Annotated in this window: 21 protein-coding genes; 7 read left to right on the plus strand and 14 right to left on the minus strand. The window is 67.2% G+C overall.

Annotated features, from left to right (window positions below; genetic code table 11):
* Positions 1 to 12: 12 nt before the first annotated feature.
* Both ACSFBF_RS22230 and ACSFBF_RS22235 read right to left on the minus strand, forming a co-directional pair.
* Entirely contained in the window at positions 13 to 1014 is a 1002-nt protein-coding gene (locus tag ACSFBF_RS22230) for a Bug family tripartite tricarboxylate transporter substrate binding protein (RefSeq protein ID WP_435470723.1), read from the minus strand.
* Positions 998 to 1843 carry an HpcH/HpaI aldolase family protein gene (locus ACSFBF_RS22235; protein WP_435470725.1) on the minus strand — a complete coding sequence of 282 codons (846 nt, stop codon included), beginning with the start codon at positions 1841 to 1843 and terminating at the stop codon, positions 998 to 1000. The genes ACSFBF_RS22230 and ACSFBF_RS22235 overlap by 17 nt, the downstream gene beginning before the upstream one ends.
* A gap of 111 nt (positions 1844 to 1954) precedes the next feature.
* On the opposite strand from ACSFBF_RS22235, the gene ACSFBF_RS22240 reads away from it, so the two are divergent.
* On the plus strand, positions 1955 to 2863 hold the full coding sequence (locus ACSFBF_RS22240; RefSeq protein WP_093075366.1) for a LysR substrate-binding domain-containing protein: 909 nt from the start codon (positions 1955 to 1957) through the stop codon (positions 2861 to 2863).
* A gap of 22 nt (positions 2864 to 2885) precedes the next feature.
* Here ACSFBF_RS22240 and ACSFBF_RS22245 read toward each other — a convergent pair whose 3' ends face one another.
* On the minus strand, positions 2886 to 4127 hold the full coding sequence (locus tag ACSFBF_RS22245; RefSeq protein ID WP_435470728.1) for an MFS transporter: 1242 nt from the start codon (positions 4125 to 4127) through the stop codon (positions 2886 to 2888).
* A gap of 237 nt (positions 4128 to 4364) precedes the next feature.
* Between ACSFBF_RS22245 and ACSFBF_RS22250 the strand changes: the two genes are divergently transcribed.
* Positions 4365 to 5633: a M20/M25/M40 family metallo-hydrolase gene (locus ACSFBF_RS22250; protein ID WP_435470730.1), complete on the plus strand. Its 1269-nt coding sequence runs from the start codon at positions 4365 to 4367 to the stop codon at positions 5631 to 5633.
* 27 nt (positions 5634 to 5660) lie between these two features.
* Here ACSFBF_RS22250 and ACSFBF_RS22255 read toward each other — a convergent pair whose 3' ends face one another.
* The 8 genes from ACSFBF_RS22255 to ACSFBF_RS22290 all read right to left on the minus strand — a co-directional run bounded on the left by ACSFBF_RS22255 (position 5661) and on the right by ACSFBF_RS22290 (position 14155).
* Positions 5661 to 7643 carry a DUF3300 domain-containing protein gene (locus ACSFBF_RS22255; RefSeq protein WP_435470732.1) on the minus strand — a complete coding sequence of 661 codons (1983 nt, stop codon included), beginning with the start codon at positions 7641 to 7643 and terminating at the stop codon, positions 5661 to 5663.
* 183 nt (positions 7644 to 7826) lie between these two features.
* Positions 7827 to 8465, minus strand: a complete 639-nt coding sequence (locus ACSFBF_RS22260) for a DUF3299 domain-containing protein (protein WP_435470734.1) — start codon at positions 8463 to 8465, stop codon at positions 7827 to 7829.
* A gap of 3 nt (positions 8466 to 8468) precedes the next feature.
* Positions 8469 to 9731, minus strand: a complete 1263-nt coding sequence (locus ACSFBF_RS22265) for an ABC transporter permease (RefSeq protein ID WP_435470736.1) — start codon at positions 9729 to 9731, stop codon at positions 8469 to 8471.
* Positions 9728 to 10474, minus strand: a complete 747-nt coding sequence (locus ACSFBF_RS22270) for an ABC transporter ATP-binding protein (RefSeq protein WP_435470738.1) — start codon at positions 10472 to 10474, stop codon at positions 9728 to 9730. The genes ACSFBF_RS22265 and ACSFBF_RS22270 overlap by 4 nt, the downstream gene beginning before the upstream one ends.
* Positions 10475 to 10478: 4 nt before the next feature.
* On the minus strand, positions 10479 to 11078 hold the full coding sequence (locus tag ACSFBF_RS22275; protein ID WP_435470740.1) for a DUF2796 domain-containing protein: 600 nt from the start codon (positions 11076 to 11078) through the stop codon (positions 10479 to 10481).
* Positions 11075 to 11983, minus strand: a complete 909-nt coding sequence (locus ACSFBF_RS22280; protein WP_435470742.1) for a sulfurtransferase — start codon at positions 11981 to 11983, stop codon at positions 11075 to 11077. Before ACSFBF_RS22280 ends, ACSFBF_RS22275 begins: the two co-directional genes overlap by 4 nt.
* A 39-nt stretch (positions 11984 to 12022) precedes the next feature.
* The gene (locus ACSFBF_RS22285; RefSeq protein ID WP_435470744.1) at positions 12023 to 12955 is read right to left on the minus strand and encodes a DMT family transporter; all 933 of its coding nucleotides are present in this window, start codon (positions 12953 to 12955) and stop codon (positions 12023 to 12025) included.
* A 57-nt stretch (positions 12956 to 13012) separates the two neighbouring features.
* Complete coding sequence (locus ACSFBF_RS22290) at positions 13013 to 14155, minus strand: aromatic ring-hydroxylating oxygenase subunit alpha (protein WP_093049970.1); 1143 nt, start codon at positions 14153 to 14155, stop codon at positions 13013 to 13015.
* Between the two features lie 227 nt (positions 14156 to 14382).
* On the opposite strand from ACSFBF_RS22290, the gene xseB reads away from it, so the two are divergent.
* From xseB to ACSFBF_RS22310, 4 genes are all read left to right on the plus strand, one after another.
* On the plus strand, positions 14383 to 14649 hold the full coding sequence (gene xseB / locus ACSFBF_RS22295) for an exodeoxyribonuclease VII small subunit (protein ID WP_007829283.1): 267 nt from the start codon (positions 14383 to 14385) through the stop codon (positions 14647 to 14649).
* On the plus strand, positions 14646 to 15566 hold the full coding sequence (locus ACSFBF_RS22300) for a polyprenyl synthetase family protein (RefSeq protein ID WP_435470746.1): 921 nt from the start codon (positions 14646 to 14648) through the stop codon (positions 15564 to 15566). Before xseB ends, ACSFBF_RS22300 begins: the two co-directional genes overlap by 4 nt.
* 20 nt (positions 15567 to 15586) lie before the next feature.
* Complete coding sequence (gene dxs / locus ACSFBF_RS22305) at positions 15587 to 17443, plus strand: 1-deoxy-D-xylulose-5-phosphate synthase (RefSeq protein WP_435470748.1); 1857 nt, start codon at positions 15587 to 15589, stop codon at positions 17441 to 17443.
* 111 nt (positions 17444 to 17554) lie between these two features.
* A complete protein-coding gene (locus ACSFBF_RS22310; protein ID WP_093049979.1) occupies positions 17555 to 18634 on the plus strand; it encodes a TRAP transporter substrate-binding protein in 1080 nt (359 codons plus the stop codon).
* Positions 18635 to 18690: 56 nt separating this feature from the next.
* Here the strand turns inward: ACSFBF_RS22310 and ACSFBF_RS22315 are convergent, their stop codons facing one another.
* The 3 genes from ACSFBF_RS22315 to ACSFBF_RS22325 all read right to left on the minus strand — a co-directional run bounded on the left by ACSFBF_RS22315 (position 18691) and on the right by ACSFBF_RS22325 (position 21328).
* Entirely contained in the window at positions 18691 to 19182 is a 492-nt protein-coding gene (locus ACSFBF_RS22315) for a hypothetical protein (protein WP_435470750.1), read from the minus strand.
* Positions 19179 to 20720, minus strand: a complete 1542-nt coding sequence (locus tag ACSFBF_RS22320; RefSeq protein ID WP_435470752.1) for a TRAP transporter large permease — start codon at positions 20718 to 20720, stop codon at positions 19179 to 19181. The genes ACSFBF_RS22315 and ACSFBF_RS22320 overlap by 4 nt, the downstream gene beginning before the upstream one ends.
* A 68-nt stretch (positions 20721 to 20788) precedes the next feature.
* Positions 20789 to 21328 (minus strand): TRAP transporter small permease subunit, encoded by a 540-nt coding sequence (locus ACSFBF_RS22325; RefSeq protein ID WP_435470755.1) that lies wholly within the window; start codon positions 21326 to 21328, stop codon positions 20789 to 20791.
* Between the two features lie 175 nt (positions 21329 to 21503).
* Between ACSFBF_RS22325 and ACSFBF_RS22330 the strand changes: the two genes are divergently transcribed.
* Positions 21504 to 22805 (plus strand): SUMF1/EgtB/PvdO family nonheme iron enzyme, encoded by a 1302-nt coding sequence (locus ACSFBF_RS22330; RefSeq protein ID WP_435470757.1) that lies wholly within the window; start codon positions 21504 to 21506, stop codon positions 22803 to 22805.
* The last annotated feature ends 1 nt before the right edge of the window (position 22806 follow it).

Below are 22806 nucleotides of genomic sequence, written 5' to 3' on the forward strand. Positions count from 1 at the left end.
ATCGATGAGAGCTCATTCGAGCGAGATACCGCCAGCGGCAATCAGCCGGCGGTTGCGCTCGAGTTCGGCGGCGATGGTGCGGCGCATCGCCTCGGCGTCGGGCGTGACCGGCGCGAAGCCCTGCGCCTCGAGCGCCTTGAGCGTCTCGGGCCGGGCCAGCACCTCGCGCAGTGCCGCGGTGGCCCGCTGCCGCGCAGCCGCCGGCACACCGGCCGGCAGCACGATGCCGACCCACGAGCGGTAGGTGTAGTTGCGCAGTGCATCGATGCCGGTCTCCGCGAAGCTCGGCACCGCGGGCAGCGCAGCCCAGCGGGTCGATGCCGTGGCGGCCAGTGCCCGCGCGCGGCCGTTTGCCACGAAGGGCACGATGGGCGAAGTGACGTAGGCCATCATGTCGACCTCGCCTGCGATCAGCGCATTCATCGCCTGCGCCTCGCCCTTGTAGGGCACGTGCCGCGCCGTGATGCCGAGCGTGTGCAGCAGTTCCTCGGTCTGCAGGTGCAGGCTGGTGCCGACGCCGAAGGAGGCGTACGTCAGCGCACCAGGGTGCGCCTTCGCATAGGCCACGAGCCCCGGCATGTCGGTCACGGGCAGGTCGGCGCGCACTGCCAGCACGCCGTCGTTGAAGGCGACGATGCCGAGCGGATCGAAGTCCTTCAGCGGGTCATAGCCCGCCGCCTTGTCGACCACCGGATTCACCGATGCGATGGAAGGCGAGACCGCGATCAGCGTGCGGCCGTCGCGTGCGGCTCGCAGCGCCGCCTGCACGCCGATCTTGCCGGCCGCGCCGCCCTTGTTCTCGACCACCACCGGCTCGCCCAGCACGGAAGACAGGCCCTGCGCCACGATGCGCGCGACGCGGTCGATGGGCCCACCCGGCGGCGTCGGCACGACGAGGGTCGTCGCTCCTTGTGCAACCTGGGCGAGCGACGGGCTCGGCAAGGCCAGCGTTACGAGCAGCAGCGCGAGCACGGCGCCGGTGCGGCGCAGGGCTTCTTCAGCGCACGACCGCATCGCCGTTCTCCACGCCGACCGAACTCAGCGCCTTCGCGACGCGCTCGTGCGCGGCGGCCAGCAGCATGTCGGTGTCGATGCCGGTCATGAGGAAAGGCGCCGCGCCGCGGTGCACCAGCTCGGCCGAGTAGGCCGCATCGGCGATGCCGCCGATGGCGAGCGGCTTGCCCACGCGCAGGCAGGCGGCCAGCGCCGTCTCGTGCGCGGCGCGCACCAGCGGGTGCTTGAAGTCGCCGGCCACGCCCAGCTCGGCGCTCAGGTCGTTGGTGCCGATGCCCACGATGTCGATGCCCGGCACCGCGGCGATGCGCTCGATGTTCTCGATGCCCAGCGGGCTTTCGATCAGCACCTTCAGTGCGGTGGCCCGGTTCATGGCGACGTTGAAATCCGCCGCGGCCATCTTGCGGTAACCCACGTGCGGCAGCGTGCCGATGGCCGAGCGGTGGCCCAGCGGCGGAAAGCGGCAGGCGGCCACGAGGTCTTCGGCCTGCGCAACGGTTTCGATACGCGGCGCGATGATGCCGCCCGCGCCGCCGTCGAGCAGCCGGCCGATCACGCCGTACTCGCGCTCGGGCACGCGCACGAAGGGCATGAGGCCGATGTCGAGTGCGGCGGCGCAGATCTGCACAGTCGCGTCGATGGCGATGCTGCTGTGCTCCAGGTCCACCCAGATTGCGTGGTGGCCGCTGGCCTTGGCGATGCGTGCGATGTCGGGCGTGCGCGAGGCGCGGATGCCCAGTGCCGCCACTGGCAGGCGCTGGCGCAGTCGGCTCACGACGAGGTTGGTCGATGCGGCGTCGGCGGACGCCGTTGCGCTGTCTTGCACCATGCGGGTTCTTCCTTTGCCTCTGTGGTTGTAAAGGTGTGAAGGGATGCTAGAGAATGGGTGTCATATCCGGAAATACCGGATTCGGATTGCATTCGATACGCTGGAGATATCGTGGAACTTCGACACCTGCGCTACTTCGTCGCCGTGGCGGAAGAACTCAACTTCACCCGCGCCGCGGAACGCCTCTACATGGCACAGCCGCCGCTGAGCACGCAGATTCGCGGGCTCGAAGAAGAGCTGGGCGTGCAGCTCTTCGAGCGCGACAAGCGCCGCGTGTACCTCACACAGGCCGGGCGGCACTTTCTCGACCGGGCACGCACCATCCTTGCCTCGGTGCAGAGCGCGAAAGACGAAGTGCAGAGCGCGGCGGCGGGCGAGGTCGGCAAGCTCAACGTGGGCTTCACCGCGTCGTCGATGCTCACGACGGCGCTGCCCTCGGGCATTCGCCAGTACCGCGCGAGCTTTCCGGCGGTCGAGCTGCAGTTGCGGGAAATGGCGTCGATGCATCAGCTCGACGCCATCAATGCCCGCGAGCTCGACCTTGGCGTGCTGCGCAAGCCCAACGTGAGCATTCCGGTGGGCGTGACCATCGAGGAGTGGTACTCGGCACCGCTGGTCGCGGCGATGCCGCAGCAGCACGTGCTCACGCGCGGCAAGGGCATCCACATCCGCGAACTGAAGGACGTGCCGCTGATCGTCTATCCGCGCGACGCGGGCATCGGCCTGTACTGGAAGGTGCAGGAGCTGTGCGCCAAGGCGGGCTTCCGCCCGGCGGTGATGCACGAGACGCGGGAGGCCTCGACCATGGTCGGGCTGGTGGCGGCGGGCTTCGGCGTGGCCATCGTGCCGGCCGACACGCAGTGCATCCAGCTCGAAGGGGTGCTGTACAGCCGCATCCTCGACAAGGACGCGGTGTCGAGCCTGTATCTGGGCTACCGCGATGCAGACGCCAATCCGCACCTCGACAGCCTGTTGCGGCTGTTGCGCGGCACGCAGGTCGCGTCGAGCCGCAAGCGCTGACGACGATCGTTCGTTCGCTCGGTCAGCCGCCCGGCTTGCGCAGCGCGATCCAGCCCAGGGCCGCCGCTGCCACGAAGGCCGGGATCGCGGCGAGCACGAACAGCTGCCCCCACGGCAACTTCGCACCCACCAGCAGGCCGCCGACCAGCGGCCCCACGATGGAGCCGATGCGGCCGACGGACATCGACAGCCCCACGCCGGTCGCGCGCACGCTCGCCGGGTAGTAGTGCACGCACAGTGCGGGGATGTTCATCTGCCCGCCGATCACCAGCAGGCCGATGGCGAACACCAGGCAGAAGGCGGCGATCTCGCTGCCGACAATGTGGAAGCCGAAGAAGGGCACGAGCGCCGCGCCCAGCGCCAGGCACAGCGCCACCGGTCCGAAGGGGCTGCGCCGCGCCACCACGAAGGACATGGCGAAGGCCCCGGCCACGCCGCCCACGTTGAGCATCACGCCGGCGAGCGCCGAGCGCTGCGGGCTCATGCCGTTCATGGCGAGCACGCTGGGCGTCCAGCTCAGCAGGAAGTAGCTGACCAGCAGGATCATGAAGGCGGCGGTGGCGATGAGCACCGTGCCCGGGCCGCGCCCGTCTGCGACGAGTTCGGCCAGCGGGCGCCTGGCATGGGCGGGGCTTGCGTCCGCTGCCGTGGTGGTGCTCGTGCGTCCCGACTCGGACATCGCGAACACCAGCGGCAGCAGCGCCAGCGCAAGCGTGCCGCCGCCGATGAAGATGCCGCGCCAGCCCACCGACTGCATCAGCGCTGCCGTGATGGCGCCGCCGGCCACGGCCCCGATGGGAAAGCCCAGGAACATGCGCGAGACCGTCGCGCTGCGTTGGTCCGGATGCGCATGCTCGGCAGCCAGCGCCGAGATGGTGGGAATCGCGCCGCCGAGGCCGATGCCCGAGAGAAAGCGCCACAGCATCAGTTGCTCCGGGCTGGCCGACGTCGCGCTCAGCAGGATGAAGCCGCCGGCCACCAGGATCGAAGCGAGCAGCAGCCGGCGCCGGCCGAAGCGGTCGGCCGCCGCACCCACGCTGAGGGCGCCCACCACCGCGCCCGCGAAGCTCACGGCGAACACCTTGCCGAAGGCGCCGGGCGGCATGCCCCATTCCTTGGAGATGAGCGGTGCGACGAAGGACAGCATCAGCGTGTCGTAGCCGTCGATCAATGCGATGAGGAAGCAGACGACGATCGAGAAGCGGCTGGCGTAGGGGAGGGCGCGTGGCGGGTGGCCGGCCCCGGCGAGTGGAAGCGATGACATGTTGTTTTGTCTCCTAGATGGATGCAGCTGCTCTTTGGCGCTGATGCGGCCGATGCTAGGAGCCGCCATGCATATCCACAAATACATTTTCCGGAATGCATTGCGGTAGCTTTTGCGTATGGAGCCCTGCGGCGAGCCAGTCGGGCAAACCCTGTCGTTGTCGTGTCGCCGATTTGCTCGCCCGGCACGAGCGCGTGGCTATGCTGTGTGCCGTCATTTACTACCGAGAAAAACACCATGAGCTTGCGTTTGTCCTCCTTCCCGCTTCGTTCCATGGCCCTGGCGTGCAGCCTGGCACTCGGTGCTGTCGCCGGCGCACACGCCGCGCCCGATGCGAAGCTGCTCGCCGCCGCCGAGAAGGCGCAGCCCGCGGTGATCGACAACCTCAAGGAAATGGTGCTGATCGAATCGGGCAGCCTCAACGTCGACGGCCTGCTCAAGATGGCCGATGTGGTGGAAGGGCGCCTGAAGGCCGCCGGCTTCAAGACAGAGCGCCGCAAGGCCACGGCCGGCGCGGGCGCCGACCTCGTGATCGGCACGATCAAGGGCACGGGCAAGCGCAAGATCATGCTGCAGGGCCACATGGACACGGTGTACGCACCGGGCATCCTGAGCAGCCAGCCCTACAAGGTCGACGGCAACCGCATCTACGGCCCCGGCATCGCCGACGACAAGGGCGGCCTGGCCGTGATGATGGCGTCGCTGAAGATCCTGGCCGATGCCGGCTGGCGCGACTACGACACGCTCACCGTGCTGATGAACCCCGACGAGGAAGTGGGCTCGGTCGGCTCCGGCGAGCTGATCGCCACGATGGCCGACCAGCACGACACGGTGCTGTCGTTCGAGCCGACGGCGGCGAAGTCGGTGGCCAAGGGCGAGTCCCTGCTGCTGGGCGCGGCCGGCATCGCGCAGGCCACGATGGAAGTGAAGGGCCGCGCGGCACACGCAGGCGCCGCGCCCGAGCTGGGCCGCAATGCGCTGTACGAGCTGTCGTACCAGATGCTGCAGACCAAGGACCTCGCCAAGGATATTCCCGGTGTGACGCTCAACTGGACCGTGGCGCGCGCCACCGGCCCGATCAACCAGATCACCGAGAAGGCGCAGGCGCTGGGCGACATCCGCATCACGCAGCCGGGTGCAGAGAAGAAGCTCAACGAGGCGCTGCAGGCGAAGATCGCGGCCGGCAAGCTGATTCCCGACACCGAGACCACGGTGAAGGTGGAAGTGGGCCGCCCGGCCTTCATCGCGGGCGACAAGGGCCGCGCACTGGCCGAGAAGGCGCAGGCCATCTACAAGGAAATCGACCGCGACCTCGCGCTGACGCCGATGACCGGCGGCGGCACCGACGCGGGCTATGCGGGCCGTTCGGGCAAGGCCACGGTGGTCGAGAGCTTCGGCCTCGCGGGCTTCGGCTACCACGCGCGCGACGAATACATCGAAGTCGACTCGATCGTGCCGCGCCTCTACCTCGTCACGCGGCTGCTGACCGAGATCGGCAAGAACTGATAGACGGCGCCCGGCGGCGCAGGCGCGTTACTGCTGTTGCTGTCCGGGCTCGCCGGGCCGGCCGGGTGGGCGCCGCGCCGCGACCGCTGCTGCGGCGGCCGCGCGTTGTTGCTGCTGGGCCTGCTGTTGGTGCTGTTGCTGCTGGCGCTGGATCTGCTGTTGTTGCTGCTGCGCCTGTTGCTGGGCGCGGGCTTGCTGTTGCTGCATCTGCTGCTGACGTTGCTGCTGCTGTTGTTGCATCGCCTGTTGCTGTTGAGCGCGCGCGGCTTGCTGCTGTGCCTGTTGTTGCGCTTGCTGCTGGCGGCGTAGCTGCTCCTGCTGGGCTTGCTGCTGTTGCCGGGCCTGGTTCTGGGCCTGCTGCTGTTGCGCTTGTTGGCGCTGGACCTGCTGTTGCTGTTGTTGGGCCTGCTGTTGTGCGCGGGCCTGTTGCTGCGCCTGCTGCATCTGCTGGCGGCGCGACTGCTCTTGCTGGGCCTGTTGCTGGCGCTGTTGTTGCTGGCGTTGCTGTTCCTGCACCGCCTGCTGCTGTTGGCGCTGCTGTTGCTGCGCCTGCTGTTGCGCCAGCTGTGCCTGCTGCACTGGCTGGGCTTGCTGGCGGCGCGCAGGGTCCTGTTGTTGCTGTTGCTGTTGCTGCTGCTGGAGCCGGGCCTGGCGTGCCTGCTGCTGTTGCTCGCGCGCCTGCTGTTGTTGCTGTTGTGCTTGCAACTGCTGGGTCTGCTGCTGCGAACGTTGCTGGGCTTGTTGCTGCGCCTGCTGTTGCTGCATCAGGGCTTGCTGTTGGCGGACCTGTTGCTGCTGTTGTTGTTGCGCAAGTGCCGCCTGTTGCTGCTCTTGGCGTTGCTGTTGTTGCTGCGCGAACAGTGCCTGTTGCTGCTGTTGCGCAGGGCCCGGGCCCGCCGCGAAGTTGGGCGGTGCCCCTGGCGGCAGCACGCCGCGCGGTCCGCCATTGTTGTTGTAGACATTGCGCACGTTGTTGTTGACCACCGTGGTTGAGCGGGAGATGTAGGTGCTGTTGTTGTAGACCACGGCCGGTCGCGCGAAGGCCGGCTGCACGGCGGGGCCACGGTCGCGATCACGCCCGCGCGGCGCGCCCCAGTTCATGTTCCATGAGTGCCAGCCCCAGTCGTGCCGTTCCAGCGCGGCGCCCACGATCACGCCGGCTCCGAACGCGAGCGCACCGGCAGCCGCAACCTGGCCGCCGCTGTAGCCCCGCGTCACCACCTCGACCGGCGGTGCGTAGGCATAGCCGGGATAGATCGGCTGCGGCTCGCCGTAGATGACCTGCGGGTCGTAAGCCGGCACGTACACCACGTCGGGTTGCACCGGCTCGATGGTGATGAACTGCGGCGGCGGCTCGATCATCGCGGGGCCTGCGTACATGGGTTGCATGTCCGGCGAGGGCGCGTAGTTCTGCGGCGGCGCGGCACTGGCCACGCGCAGCCTGTCGTTGTTCTTGAGGCGGCCCGCCTTCGCTGCACGCTGGCGCATGACCTGGATCGCGTTCATCACGTCGGCCGGGTCGTTGTAGTAGGCCTGCCCGAGTGCCTCTGTCCACGGAATGTTGCCGGCCATCTGGTCGACGACGGGGCGGAATGCGGTGAGCGACTTCACGCTCGGGTCCCAGGGCTGCTGGTTGGCCGCGTCGGACAGCGGGCCGGCCTTGAGGTTGCGGTTCTGCGCGAGCCATTCGTGCGCGGCGGTGATCTGCTCGGGGTAGGTGGCGCCGGCCAGGATCTGGGCCACCAGCTTGTCGGGGTAGAGCGCGATGGGCGCGACCATCTGATAGAGCTGCTCGGCGGAGGGTGGCGTGTAGGCAGCTTGCACCGGGGCTGCGGCAGGGGCCGGCGTCTGCGGCACCGAGGGCGCGGGCATGGTGGTCGCCGGGTCAGTGGTGGCAGTGGGTACGGCAGCAGGCGTGCTGGGGGTCTTGTCGCATCCTGCAAGGACGAGAGCGCCGATGCACAGCGAGATCGTCAGCAGCCGCGGGGCGAGGGGGAGATTTGTTGTCATCTGGAGTTCCATGAGAACGCCGGCGTCGTGCCCGGAACTCTTTCAACGGTGCGCGGCAACAGGCGATGACAAAGCCTGCGCCGTGGATGCAACGGTCTGTGTCGGTGGTGCGCCGTCAAACCTGTCGGCGCAGAACCACACGGCCGGGAGGTCGTTACCTCCCGCGCTGCTGCTGCGTTGCTGCTACTTGGCGCCGCCCGTGTACTTGGTGACGCTGGTGGCGCTCACGTGGTAGCCGCTCACACCCATCATCGAATCATTGCGCAGGGTCTGCAGCTTGCCGGTGACCCACACGGTGTCCATGGCGCGGAACTTGGCACCCTTCTGCGGCACCACGTGCAGGATCTGGTTGGCGGGCGGCGGCGGCGTGTGGATGCAGGCGCCGAAGTAGGGCACCAGCAGGAACTCGGTGACCTCGCCCTTGGCCTCTTCGAGCGGCACGATGAAGCCCGGAATCTTGACTTCGGTGCCGTTCATCGCGGGGTTGGTCGGCGCGTTGTTCGACACCTCCTGCATCTTCATGAGCAGCTCGTTGGCGCGCGGGTCGCCATCGTCGAGCGCGCTAAGGTCCATGCCCTTGAACTCCTTGGCCGGGTCCCAGTCCTTGGGCACCAGTTCTTCCCAGGTGATCTGGCGCGGCTGGCCCGGTGTGGCCTTGGCTGCGGCGGGTGCCGCAGCCTTGCCACCCAATGGGTTGGTGGCGGTGGTGTCCTTGGGCGCGGGCTCGGCGGCCCAGGCGGCGGCAGTGAGGCCGGCACCGGCGATCAGCATTGAAAGCCGGATGAAAGCTTTGCTCTTGGACGTCGTGTGTGCAATGGGCATGGTTCAAATCCTCGGTGAGAGGCCGTCGGCAAGGGAGAGTCGGTAGGCGCGGATGCCAGGCAAGAGGCTTGCCAGCCATCCAGCGACCAGCAGGCTTGCCATGAGCAACCATTCGTTCAGTGTAGGTTCTGAAAGGCTCAATGTCAGCCCGAACTGTGCCTGCAGCCATGGCGAGAGCAGGGCGATGCCGAGCACCGCCATCACCACGCCGAAGGCCACGCCCAGCACGGTGACCATCGCGCCTTCGAGCGCGAGCAGCGCCAGCACGTGGCGCAGGCCCGCGCCCACGGCGCGCAACACGGCGAGTTCGCGGCGTCGTTCGTTGAGGCCGGCCATCACCACAGACACCAGCCCCGCAAGGCTCACCAGCGCGACCAGCGCAGACATCAGCAGCAATGCGTTCTCGCCGATGCCGATCACGCTCCACAGTTCGTCGAGTGCCACGCCGGGCAGGATGGCCATCAGCGGCTCGCCGGTGTAGGTCGATATCCACCGCTGCACGCCGAACACGGCGGCGCGGTTCTTCAGGCCCACCAGCGCGGCCGTCACGTTCTTGGGCGTGAGGTCGAACTTGCGCACCTGCTCGGCCGGAATGTGCACGCCCGGCATCGGCGCGCCGCCCACCCATTCGAGGTGGATGGCTTCCATGGCCGCGAGGCCGATGTGCACCGTGCGGTCGACCGGCGTGCCGGTGCGCGCGAGCACGCCGACCACGGTGAAGGGCTTGTCCGCATGCTCGGCCACGTTGAGCTCGCCGCTGCCGTGCGCGAGCGTGATCTTCTGGCCCACGTGGTAGCCGAGCTTGTCGGCCACTTCGGCGCCGACCACCGCATCGAACAGCTCACTGAAGGGCTTGCCCTCGCGCAGCTTCAGCGTCTGCTTGTCGCCGTAGCGAAAGTGCGTGAAGTAGTCGGTAGAGGTAGCCAGCACCGCGAAGCCGCGATGCGAATCGCCGAGCGACAGCGGCACCACCCAGTCGACGCCCGGGTGCTCGGACAGCGCCTGCACGCTCTTCCATGAGATGTTGTTGGTGGCCGCGCCGATGCGGAACACCGAATACAGCAGCAGCTGCGTGGAGCCGGTGCGCGCGCCCACGATCAGGTCGGTGCCCGAGACGGAGGATGCGAAGTTCTCGCGCAGGTCGGTGCGGATGCGTTCCACACCCAGAAGAAGAAAGGTCGACAGCGCGATCGAGAACACCGTCAGCGCGAGCGTGAAGCGCCGGTTCCAGGCGCTGCGCCAGGCAATCGAGAAAAGTGCTTTCATGCATCCACCGCCATTGCGCTGGTGGCGGCGCGGTTGATCTCGGGCAGCAGCACGTGCCGCACAAAGCGCTGCGCGATGCGCTGGTCATGGCTCACGAACACGAGCGCGCTGTGGTTCTCGGCGCAGGCCGTCAGCAGCACGTCGAGAAAGGCTTCGCGGCGGTCTTCGTCGAGTGCCGAAGTGGGCTCGTCGGCAATCACCACTTCGGGTTGGCCGATGAGTGCGCGCGCCGCGGCCACGCGCTGCTGCTGGCCGACGGACAACTGCAGTGCCTGGCGCTTCCACAGGTTGCGGTCCAGGCCCATCTGGTGAAGCAGGTGCTCGGCCTCGTCGCGCGAACTGCCGTTGCGCGACGCATTCGCCTCGCGCCGCTGCGAGAAGCGGCAGGGCAGCAGCACGTTGTCGATCACGCTCAGGTACGGCAGCAGGTTGAACTGCTGAAAGATGTAGCCCACGTGCGCCACGCGGCTGCGGTCGCGCGAGGCGCCCGAGAGCTTGGACCAGTCGTGACCCAGCAGCGTGACGCGGCCTTCGTCGGCCACCAGCACGCCGGCCAGCAGAGACAACAGCGTGCTCTTGCCGCAGCCGCTCGGGCCGTGCAGGAACACCGATTCGCCTGCGGTGATACGAAAGGCTTCGATGTCGATGCACGGCGTTTTCACGCCGGGCCATGCGAAGCGCAGTGCTTCGGCGGCGAGCACGACGCGCAAGGGCGACGACTCTGCCTCGGGATGGGTGCTCACAGTGTTACTTGCCCCAGCTCAGTCGGGCGGGCTGGGCGGCTTGCGCACCGGCCGGACGCTTGAGCTGGCGCTTGAACTGGCCTTGTGCCGTGGCAATCTGCGAGTCGATCTGGCGCAGGCCCTTGAACACGCTGAACAGGTTCAGGTCGATGAACTTCGCGGCTGCCGCGTTGGTGCAATTGAAGGAGAAAGTGGCGTCGAGGTCGGCATGGCCAACGGGCTCGCTCGGGTCGGGGTTGCCCAGGCCCAGCGCGCCGGAGCGCAGGTCGACCGGGCCCAGCTTGCAGTTGGCAGCCGGGTCGACGATGAAGAGCTTGTCGGCCGCGCGCAGTTGGGCGACTGCTTCTTCGACGAGCTTCTTCTCGGCGTCGGTCTTGGGTGCGCGTTCGAAGCCGACGATGTTGTCGAGCGGCGACTCCATGTCGATCACCACTGTGGGGCCATCGATGGCCACGTCGAGCTTGAGCTGGCCGTGCACGTGGGCGTGCTGCTGCTGGGCCTGTGCGGTGAGGAACGGTGCGGCCGCGAGGAGGGCGGCGGCGATGGCGAGGCCGGTGTTGCGGCCAAGGCTTCGGGAACGTCGATTCGTCGTCGTCAATGTCATGGTTCAGCGCCTTGCCGGGTCGGCAGCCCCGGCGTGTTGCTCCATTCGCTCCAGCTGCCGGCATAGAGCGCGGTCGTCCCGAATCCCGCGATCTGCATGGCGAGCAGATTGGGCACGGCGCTTACGCCGCTGCCGCACTGGTGGACGACTGTCGCCGCGTCGCGTCCCGCGAGCAGCGCTTCGAACTCGGCACGCAATTGCGATGCCGGCTTGAATTTGCCGTCGGGGCCGAGGTTCTCGGCGAAAGGCCGGTTGAGGGCCCCGGGGATGTGACCGGCAATCGGGTCCAGAGGTTCCACCTCGCCACGGTAACGTGCACCGGCGCGTGCGTCGATCAGGTTCTGGTCAGGCTGGCCGAGCCGGCGCACCACGGTGTCGGTGGTGACGAGCTTCGCAATGGGCTCGCTCATGACGAAGTTCGACTGGAAGCGCGCGGGCTCTTCGCGGCTGGTGACTTCGCCGCCTGCTGCCTGCCAGGCCTGCAGGCCGCCGTCGAGCACGGCCACGGCGTCGTGGCCCATCCACTTGAGCATCCACCACAGGCGGCCGCAGTAGTTGGCGCCGTTGCGGTCGTACACCACGGCCTGCATGTCGTTGGCAAAGCCGATGCCCGAGAGCCATGCAGCGAACTTCTCGCGGCTGGGCAGCGGGTGGCGTCCGCCCGAGGCGGGCAGGCCGTCTTCCTGCGCCACGACCACCTCGCCGTGCGCGCCGGGGGCGCCGTGCTTCGCGCTGAGGTCGGTGTCGAGGTTGGCGTACAGCGCTCCCGGAATGTGCGCGGCCGCGTATTGCTGCGCGCCGCTCTCGGGCTTCATGAGGTCGAAGGTGCAGTCGAACACCATGAGAGGCGTGTCCGTCGATTGCAGCTTGCGGAGTTGCTCGACGCTGATGAGGGTGGTGTACATGGTGTGTGTCCTTCTCTGGTCAGGTCAATGCAGAAAGAGTCAATGTTCCTCGGCCGGCGCCTTGGGCACCGCCCGTTGTCGCAACACGGTTGCAGCAATGCCGCTGGCGATGATAAGGGCCATGCCCGCCCAGCCAGTGGCATCGATGCGGTCGTTGAACAGCACCACGCTGTAGAACGCCGCGAACACGATGCCCGAATATTGCAGGTTGGCCACCACCAGTGTGCCGGCCTGGGTCTTGGCGGTGGCGTAGGCGCGGGTCATGCAGAGTTGTCCGAGGGCGGCCAGCAATCCGATGGGCAGCAGCCACAGCGCATGCTGCCAGGTCCAGGCGCCACCGTCCGAAAACCCGGTGGCCGCCGTGGCGAAGGCTCCGGCCACGGCCGAGCCGACCGCGAAATAGAACACCGTGCGCAGCTCGGGTTCACCGATGCGCGACAGCGCCATCACCTGCATGTAGGCAAACGCGGCCGTGAGGCCCGACAGCAGGCCCAGCATGCCCGCGAAACCCTCGCTGCCGTTGACGCTGGGCTTGAGCATCAGCACCACGCCCACGAAGCCGGCGAGAACGGTCAGCACCAGCGTGCCCTGCAGCGGCGGGCGCTCCACGCGGCCGTCGCGCCCGGGCACCGGCACCCAGGCCAGCAGCGAGCCGCCGACCAGGAAGGCCGCGACCCACACGCTGCTCATGTAGTTGAGGGTGACGGCCGTGGCCAGCGGCAGGTGGGCGATGGCATAGAACCAGGCGCCCAGCGACAGCACGCCGATGGTGCTGCGCCAGGCGTGCATGCCGGGGTAGCGCGTGGCGAGCGAGACGCCGCGATTGCGGGCCAGCAGCCAGAGGAAGACGATGCCGATGAGGCCGCGGCCCAAGACCATCTCACCGCTGTTGAACCACTCCGAGGCGACTTTCACGACCACGCTCATCGTGGCGAACAAAAAGGCCCCCAGCACCATCCACAGCGCTTGCATCGTTTCGACTCTAAGGTAAGGAAAAGAGTGCCCCGGCGAATGCGGGGCGGGCCAGTCTCAGGCTGGTTTCTGCATCGCGGCCTTGTACCACTCGTGGAACTGCTGCATGCCGTCTTCCATCGGGCTCTGGTAGGGGCCGGTCTCGTTGTCGCCGCGCAGCATCAGCGCGCGGCGGCCGGCGTCCATGCGCTCGGCGATTTCGTCGTCTTCCACGCAGGTTTCCATGTAGGCAGCCTGCTGGGCCTCGACGAACTCGCGCTCGAAGGCGACGATTTCCTCGGGGTAGAAGAACTCGACCATGTTGAGCGTCTTCGTCGGGCTCACGGGGTGCAGCGTCGACACCGTGAGCACGTGCGGATACCACTCGACCATCACGTGCGGGTAGTAAGTGAGCCAGATGGCGCCGTACTTCGGCGGCTTGCCGTCGCGGTACTTGAGCAGCTGCTCCTGCCACTTCTGGTAGACCGGACTGCCGGCGCGGCCCAGGCGGTTGGCCACGCCTACCGTTTGCACCGAATAGTGGGGCTTGAACTCCCAGCGCAGGTCGTCGCAGGTGACGAAGCTGCCCAGGCCCGGGTGGAACGGGCCGACGTGGTAGTCCTCGAGGTAGACCTCGATGAAGGTCTTCCAGTTGTAGTTGCACTCGTGCAGCTCGACGCGGTCGAGCGCGTAGCCGCTGAAGTCCAGGTCGGCCTGCGGGCCGAGGCCGGCCATGTCGGCCGCCACGTCGGGGCCCGAGCCGTCTGCGTTCTTCTCGAACAGAAGGCCGTTCCACTCGGTGAGCGGGTAGTTGTGCAGGTTCAGGCAGGGGTCCTGCTCGAAATGCGGGGCACCGATCAGCGTGCCGGTGGTGCGCGAATCGCTCGCGGCATAGGTCCAGCGGTGCAGCGGGCACACGATGTTGCCGCCGGCCTGGTTGTCGAGCTGGCCCCGGCCCTGCAGGATCAGGGCCTGGCGGTGGCGGCAGACGTTGGAAATCAGCTCTACGCCCTTGGGCGTATGGACCAGCGCACGGCCCTGATGCTCCTGCGGCAGGGTGTGGAAGTCGCCCATTTCGGGCACGGCCAGGCGATGGCCGACATAGCGGGGCCCTCGCGCGAAAAGGTTTTGCATTTCGCGGGCGTAGAGCGCCTCGTCGAAATACGCGGAAACTGGAAGTTGGCTCGCGGCCTGCTGCAGTTGAAGACTTAAATCAGACATGGAGGACCTGACCAAGCTCCCCACAGGGAGAAAAAAAGAAAAGAACGGAAGGCGCCGCCAGGAAGGGTCGGCGGCCCGGAGAGGGTGTTGACGTCGTCAACGAGAGAAGTTCGCATTGTACCCGGGGGGCATTTTTGTGCCCCCGGCTTTTCACCCAGGCCGGCGGCGGTCGCCAGTTGTTTCGATCCCAGTCCTAAAATGCCCGATTTCACCCACGTTTCGCTTGCATGCCCAAGGTGCCCCCCCCTTCCTCGTCCAGCCCGGCGGCAACGCCCGATACGGGCCCGCTGCCTGCCAGTTACGAAGCCGGGCTCCAGGAACTGGAGCAACTGGTGGCGGAACTCGAATCGGGCCAGTTGCCCCTCGACCAGCTGCTAGTCAGCTACCAGCGCGGCGCGGCGCTGCTCGCCTTCTGCCGCGACAAGCTGCAGGCGGTCGAAGACCAGATCAAGGTGCTCGATTCGGGCAGCCTGAAGGTCTGGACGCCTGAATGAGCGCCGCCGCGCTGAATTCCAGCCATTGGGACGCCCGCACGCTTGCCGGCTGGAGCGACCCCCACCTGGCGAATGTCGAAGCGGCGCTGTCGCGTTGGGTCGGCGTCGACGCCCCCGTGCTGCTGGGCGACGCCATGCGCTATGCCGTGCTCGACGGCGGCAAGCGACTGCGGCCCCTGCTGGTGCTGGCCGCCAGCGAGGCCGTTGGCGGCAACCGGGCCGCCGCCCTGCGTGCGGCCTGCGCCACCGAACTGATTCACGCCTATTCGCTGGTGCACGACGACCTGCCGTGCATGGACAACGACGTGCTGCGCCGCGGCAAGCCCACCGTGCACGTGAAATTCGGCGAGGCCGATGCCCTGCTGGCCGGCGACGCGCTGCAGGCCCTGGCCTTCGAGCTGCTCACGCCTGATGGCGACGAGATTCCCGTCTCCACCCAAGCCCTGCTGTGCCGCCTGCTCGCGCGCGCCGCGGGCAGCCAGGGCATGGCCGGCGGCCAGGCCATCGACCTGGCCAGCGTCGGCATTGCGCTCAACGAGGCGCAGCTGCGCGAAATGCACCGCCTGAAGACCGGCGCGCTGCTGCAGGGCAGCGTCGAGATGGGCGCCGCCTGCGGTTCGGTCACTCCCACGGCACTCGCCGCGCTGCGCGACTACGGCGCCGCCATCGGCCTCGCGTTCCAGGTGGTCGACGACATCCTCGACGTCACGGCCGATTCGCAGACCCTGGGCAAGACCGCCGGCAAGGACGCCGCGGCCGACAAGCCCACCTATGTGTCGCTGCTCGGCCTCGACGGCGCGCGCGCCCAGGCCCGCCAGCTGCTGGCCGATGCGCTCGCCGCCCTGGAGCGCAGCGGCCTGGCCGACACCGCCGCACTGCGCGCGCTGGCCCACATGGTGGTCGACCGCGACCGCTGAGAGAAAAGAACAACCCCCACATGGCTCCGCTGCTTCCCACACTTCACGACCCCTCGCCGATCCGTAAATACGACCGGGCGCAATTGCGCCAGCTGTCCGACGAGGTACGCGCCTGCGTGCTCGACAACGTTTCGCGCACCGGCGGCCACCTGAGTTCCAACCTCGGCACGGTCGAACTCACGGTCGCGCTGCACCACGTGTTCAACACGCCGCACGACCGCCTGGTGTGGGACGTGGGCCACCAGACCTACCCGCACAAGATCCTCACGGGCCGGCGCGAGCGCATGCCCACGCTGCGGCAGATCGGCGGGATCTCGGGCTTTCCGCAGCGCAGCGAGAGTGAGTACGACACCTTCGGCACCGCGCACTCGTCGACCAGCATCTCGGCCGCGCTCGGCATGGCCATGGCAGCCAAGCAGAAGGGCGAAGACCGCCACACCGTGGCCATCATCGGCGACGGCGCGCTCACGGCCGGCATGGCCTTCGAGGCGCTGAACAACGCGGGCGTGTGCGACTGCAAGCTGCTCGTGATCCTGAACGACAACGACATGTCGATCAGCCCGCCGGTGGGCGCGCTCAACCGCTACCTCGCGCAGCTGATGAGCGGCAACTTCTACGCCGCAGCCAAGAATGTCGGCAAGAGCATGCTGCGCAACGCGCCGCCGCTGTTCGAGCTGGCCAAGCGCCTGGAGCAACATGCCAAGGGCATGGTCGTGCCGGCCACGCTGTTCGAGCAGTTCGGCTTCAACTACGTGGGCCCGATCGACGGCCACGACATCGACTCGCTGGTGCCCACGCTCGAGAACCTCAAGCACCTCGAAGGCCCGCAGTTCCTGCACGTGGTCACGAAGAAGGGGCAGGGCTACAAGATGGCCGAGGCCGATCCGGTGGCCTATCACGGACCCGGCAAGTTCGATCCGCAGGTGGGGCTGGTCAAGCCCGCCGCGGTTGCAAAGCAGACCTTCACGCAGGTGTTCGGCCAGTGGCTGTGCGACACCGCTGCGCACGACGGCCGCCTCGTGGGCATCACGCCTGCGATGCGCGAAGGCTCGGGCCTCGTTGAATTCGAGAAGCGCTTTCCTGATCGCTACTACGACGTCGGCATCGCCGAGCAGCACGCCGTGACCTTCGCGGCCGGCCTGGCATGCGAGGGGCTGAAGCCGGTGGTCGCGATCTACTCGACCTTCCTGCAGCGCGCGTACGACCAGTTGATCCACGACGTGGCGATCCAGAACCTGCCGGTGGTGTTCGCGCTCGACCGTGCGGGCCTCGTGGGCGCTGACGGTGCCACGCACGCGGGTGCGTACGACATTCCGTTCCTGCGCTGCATTCCGAACATGAGCGTGGCCTGCCCGGCCGACGAGCGCGAGTGCCGCCAGCTGCTGTCGAGCGCCTACGAGCAGAACCACCCGGTGGCCGTGCGCTATCCGCGCGGCTCGGGCGCAGGCGTCACGCCGCACCTCACGCTCGAATCCTTGCCCTTCGGCAAGGGCGAGATCCGCCGCGAAGGCAAGCGCATTGCCATCCTCGCGTTCGGCACGCTGCTGTACCCCGCGCTCAATGCTGCCGAGTCGCTCGATGCCACGGTGGTCAACATGCGCTGGGCCAAGCCGCTCGACGTCGAGCTGCTGCTGAAGGTTGCGGGCACGCACGATGCCATCGTCACGCTGGAAGAGGGCGCCATCATGGGTGGCGCGGGCAGTGCGGTGCTCGAAGCACTGCAGGCTGCCAACGTGCAGAAGCCGGTGCTGCAGCTTGGCCTGCCAGACCGCTTCATCGAACACGGCGATCCGGCCAAGCTGCTGGCGTCGATCGGACTGGACGCGATCGGCATCGAGGCATCGATCCGCGAGCGCTTCGTTTCGAGCGCAGGGTAAACCCCTGCCGGCGGCTGTAAGCGCGTTTTTACAATCGTCCGGACTTAGACAAAAGTCCCCAACGCGGTCACAAGCCGCGTTTTGTTTTTCCAAGAACTCGGAGAGCTATCAATGGATCGTCGTTCCCTCATCAAAAACGCCGGCATCGCGGGCGTTCTGGCTGCCGGCATCGCACCCGCGGTTCACGCCCAAGCCACCGTTCGCTGGCGCCTGGCGTCGAGTTTTCCCAAGTCGCTGGACACCATCTTCGGCACCGCAGAGGTGTTCTCGAAGAGCGTCAGCGACATGACGGGCGGCAAGTTCCAGATTTCCGTTCATGCCGGCGGCGAGCTGATGCCCGCATTCGGCGTGGTCGACGGCGTGCAGAACGCCTCGGTTGAAATGGCCCACACGGCCCCGTACTACTTCTACGGCAAGGACCCGACCTTCTGCCTGGGCTGCGCAGTGCCCTTCGGCATGAACACCCGCCAGCAGAACGCCTGGATGTACGAAGGCAACGGCCTGAAGCTGATGCGCGCGTTCTACGCCAAGTACAACATCATCAACCTGCCGGGCGGCAACACGGGCGCGCAGATGGGCGGCTGGTTCCGCAAGGAAATCAAGTCGGTCGCCGACCTGAAGGGCCTGAAGTTCCGCACCAACCCGTTCGCGGGCAAGGTGCTCGAACCCTTCGGCGTGATCCCGCAATCGATCCCCGGTGCCGACCTGTACCCGGCGCTCGAAAAGGGCACGCTGGACGGCCTCGAATGGGTCGGCCCGTATGACGACCAGAAGCTCGGCTTCAACAAGATCGCCCCGTTCTACTACTACCCCGGCTGGTGGGAAGGCGGCCCTGAGCTCGACTTCTACATCAACACCAAGGCATGGGAAGGCCTGTCGGCCGAGTACAAGGCCATCGTCGAGGCGGCCGCTGCGCACGCCAACATCACGATGACGGCCAAGTACGACTCCAAGAACCCGATCGCGCTGAAGCAGCTCGTGGGCTCGGGCACCAAGCTGCGCCCGTTCTCGCAGGACGTGATGAACGCCGCCTTCAAGTCGGCCCAGCAGATCTACTCGGACCTGAACAACACCAACCCCGAGTGGAAGAAGATCTACGGCGACTGGTCGAAATTCCTGGCCGACCAGAATGCCTGGTTCCGCTACACGGAAGGCACGTTCGACCGCTTCATGCAGCAGCAGAAGCTGTAAGCAAGCACCTCGCGCACCGCATGCAAAAAAGCCCCGCTGGTTCCAGCGGGGCTTTTTTATTTCGTTGACTCGGTCTCGGGTTCGGATGCGTCCGGCTTCGGTGGAATGGAGCGCTTCGCCACCTGTTCGCCGAAGGCCACGAGCACGCTCGCATCGGCCGAGTGGAACCATGTCATGCCGCCGTAGCGCCGCCGCACCAGCAGCCGTGGCGCGATCACGCGCTCGAGCATGCGGATGTGCACCAGCTTGAGCTGGGCCACTTCCTGCGCGCTCACGCGCTTGTTCCAGAGCCAGGTCTGGATCAGCACGTCGCCTTCGAGCCGCGTGCGGCTGTAGACGATCCAGTAGCCGACCCACACCACGCACAGCGCCGCAATGCCGAACACCACGAGGGCGCTCGTGGACCACGCGGTGCTGCGCAGCGAAGGCAGGCTCCAGATCGCGAAGGCGAAGAGATCGACCACCAGCACCACCGCCAGCGTGCGCAGCAGCGCAGGGAAGGCGGGGCTTTCGAGCGGAGGGCTGCTGCCGCCGTCGTCGTCGCTCACGGCTTGGTGGCTTCGCCGGAAGCCGGCGGCGGCGCCGGTGTTTCTTCCGGCGTCTTCTTCTCGTTGCCGAACGGGTCTTCCATGTTCACGCCGTTGCTGTCGGGTGCGGGCGGCGGCTCTGCGTCGGCGGGCATGTCGAGGTTGACCTTGTCGATGTCAACGACCTTTTCCTTCTCGAGGAACACGGTGACTGTCTGCGGGAAGAAGATCACGATGGCCACCAGCAGCAGCTGCATCAGCACCCACGGCACGGCGCCGAGGTAGATGTCGCGCGACTCCACCTTCTTGGGTAGCGCCCCGTTCTTGAAGAGGGTGTCGGCGATGCCCCGTAAATAGAACAGCGCGAAGCCGAAGGGCGGGTGCATGAACGAGGTCTGCATGTTCACGCACAGCAGCACGCCGAACCACACCATGTCGATGCCCAGCTTGTGGGCCACGGGGCCCAGCAGCGGCAGGATGATGAACGCGATCTCGAAGAAGTCGAGGAAGAACGCGAGGAAGAACACGAAGATGTTCACCGCGATCAGGAAGCCCACCTGGCCGCCCGGCAGGCCCGAGAGCATGTGCTCGATCCATTTGGCGCCGTCGACGCCCTGGAACACCAGCGAGAACACGCGCGAGCCAATGAGGATGAACACCACCATCGCCGTGAGGCGCATGGTGCCTTCCATCGCGTCTTTCATCAGCTGCCAGTTCAGGCGGCGGTGGATCAGCGCAAGGACGAGCGAGCCCACCGCGCCCATTGCGCCGGCTTCGGTCGGCGTGGCGATGGCCTTGTCCATGAAGGGCAGGCCGCCCATCGAGCCGAGCACCGCAAAAATCAGGATGGCCGAGGGGATGATGCCGCGCAGGCACTTGCCCCACAGCGCCCATCCGTTCAGCGTGCGTGCGCTGGCCGGCAGGCCCGGCACGAAGTGCGGGCGCAGCCGCCCGACCATGAAGGTGTAGATCGCGAAGATGATGACCTGCAGGATCGACGGACCCCAGGCGCCCTTGTACATCTGGCCCACGTCGGTGCCGAGCTGGTCGGCCATGACGATCAGCACCAGCGAAGGCGGCACCAGCTGCGTGATGGTGCCCGACGCGGCGAGCACGCCGGTCGAGTAGCGCATGTCGTAGCCGTATCGCATCATGATCGGCAGCGAGATCATCGCCATTGCAATCACCTGGCCGGCCACCGTGCCGGTGATGGCGCCGAGGATGAAGCCCACGATGATCACCGAGTAGCCGAGGCCGCCGCGGATGGGGCCGAAGAGCTGGCCCATCGAGTCGAGCATGTCCTCCGCTAATCCACATTTCTCCAGTACGGCTCCCATCAATGTGAAGAACGGGATCGCGAGCAGCGTCTCGTTCGACAGAATGCCGAACACGTTCAGCGGCAGGTTGGCCATGAAGCCGGCCGGGAACCAGCCCATCTCGATGGCGAAGAAGCCGCAGATCAGGCCGAGGGCGGACAGCGAGAACGCGACCGGGAACCCGATCAGCATGATCACCACGAGCCCCGCGAACATGATCGGGGCGAAATTTTCCATGTGCATTTCTACTTATCCTGCGGTGCGGGAGAGGGCTAGACCAGAAGGGGCGCGAGGGATGCGAAAAGCGCCTTTCACTGCACCGGCTTCTCGTAGTGCGTGTCCATCTCGATCAGGCCGCGCAGGTAGGCAATGCGCTTGATGATTTCGGCAACGCCCTGCAGGAACATCGCGGCAAAGCCCACGGGCATCAGCAGCGCGGCGGGCCAGCGGATCAGGCCGCCGATGTTGCCGGACATCTCGCCCGTGACCCACATGTTCCAGAACATGGGCCAGGTGACGTAGGTGAAGAGGGCCATCACCGGCAGCAGGAAGAAGATCAGGCCGAACAGGTCGACGTACACCGGCCCGTAGCCCTTGAGCTTGCCGTAGATGATGTCCACGCGCACATGCTCGTTGAAGCGAAGCACCACCGGTGCACCGAGCATCACGGTGGCGGCGAACAGGTACCACTGGATCTCGAGGAACGCGTTGTTGCTGAAGTCGAAGCCGTAGCGGACGAGGGCGTTGGCCGCCGAGATGAGCGAGGCCGCCAGGACGGCGTAGCCGGCGATCTTGCCGAGTTTTTCGCTGATCCAGTCCATGCCGGTCGCGAATTTGAGGAATGCAGACAAGGGGGTGTCTCCCGCGAAGCCCAAGGTGAAACGCCGGCCCCTGGTGGGAGCTGCGCAAAGCCCGAGATGTTACCCCGTTGAACCTTTGTATTTACTTGGCACAAGGGGCGGGGTTTACCCGGAATCCGGGTCTTGTCCGGGGCGTGGGAGGCGGCCCTGGTCGCCATAATCGTTCATGTCTTCGCGCCTTCCGCCTTCGACGCCTTCGGGCGCCATGGGCCTGCCCCATTCGATCGATTCGCCCGACATGTGCCGCGCGGGCCGCGAGCTGTTGTCCCTGGCGCTGATCGACGCGCGCAACCACACGCTGCACCTGCTGTCGCTCTACGAGGAAGCCCTGGGCGCCGAGGCGCTTGCCGTGCCGCCCGTGCCCGAGGAAGAGGGCGTGGTGCCGCCAGTCTGGCTGGCCGGCCACATCGGCTGGTTCGCCGAATGGTGGATCGGGCGCAATACCCAGCGGGCCTTCGGCGTCGACTGCCCGGTGCGGCCCACGCGCCTGGCGCCCATCGACCCCGGCGCCGACGACTGGTGGAACCCGTCGCAGAGCACGCCGGGCCGCCGCTGGTCGCCCGACCTGCCGGACCTTGCCCAGACCAAGGCCTACCTGCTCGAGACGCTGGAGAGCACGCTCGAGCTGCTCGAGAACGCGGCCGAGACCGATGCCGGCCTGTACTTTTACCGCCTCGCGCTGTTCCACGAAGACCTGCGCGGGGAGCAGTTCGTGGTGATGGCGCAGACGCTGGGGCTGCCCCTGGGCGTCGAGCAGGCGCCCATCGCCGTCACGCGCGAGCCGCTGCTGCTGCCGGCCACGCGCTGGGAGCTGGGCATGCCCGAGGGCGGCTTCGCCTTCGCGCAGGAGCGCGCGGCGCACCGGGTCGACGTGCCCGAGTTCGAGATCGACGCGCAGCCCGTTACCTGGAACCAGTACATCGAATTCGTCGACGACGGCGGCTACGACCGCGAGGAGCTGTGGCACGGCGAAGGCTGGCGCTGGCTCGGGGCGCAGATCGAGGGCCGGCGCGGGCCGCGCCACGTCGAGCAGATCGGCGCGGCCCGCAACGGCACGGGCGGTTCGGTGCTGCAGCAGCGCTTTGGCGCGACCGTGCGTGCGGCCGGCCACCACAGCGCCGTGCATCTGAGCTGGTGGGAGGCCGATGCCTGGGCACGCTGGGCCGGACGGCGCATCGCGACCGAGGTCGAATGGGAGATCGCCGCGCACACAGCCGCGCGGCGTGGCTTCCGCTGGGCCGATGTGCACGAGTGGACGGCGGGCACGCTGCAGCCGTGGCCCGGGTATCGGGCCGACCCGTGGAGCGCGGGGGGAGAGTTCGACCCTGCGGCCGCTTTCGGCAGGGCGCGCGTGCTGCGCGGGGCTTCGTTCGCGACGCGTGCGCGTCTGCGTTCTCCGCGCCGCCGTGGCTTTGCGCTGCCTGAGCGCGACGACGGCTTCTTCGGCTTCAGAACCTGCGCGCTGTAGA

The organism is Variovorax nivicola (assembly GCF_051216475.1).
In the GTDB taxonomy this organism is placed as follows: domain Bacteria; phylum Pseudomonadota; class Gammaproteobacteria; order Burkholderiales; family Burkholderiaceae_C; genus Variovorax.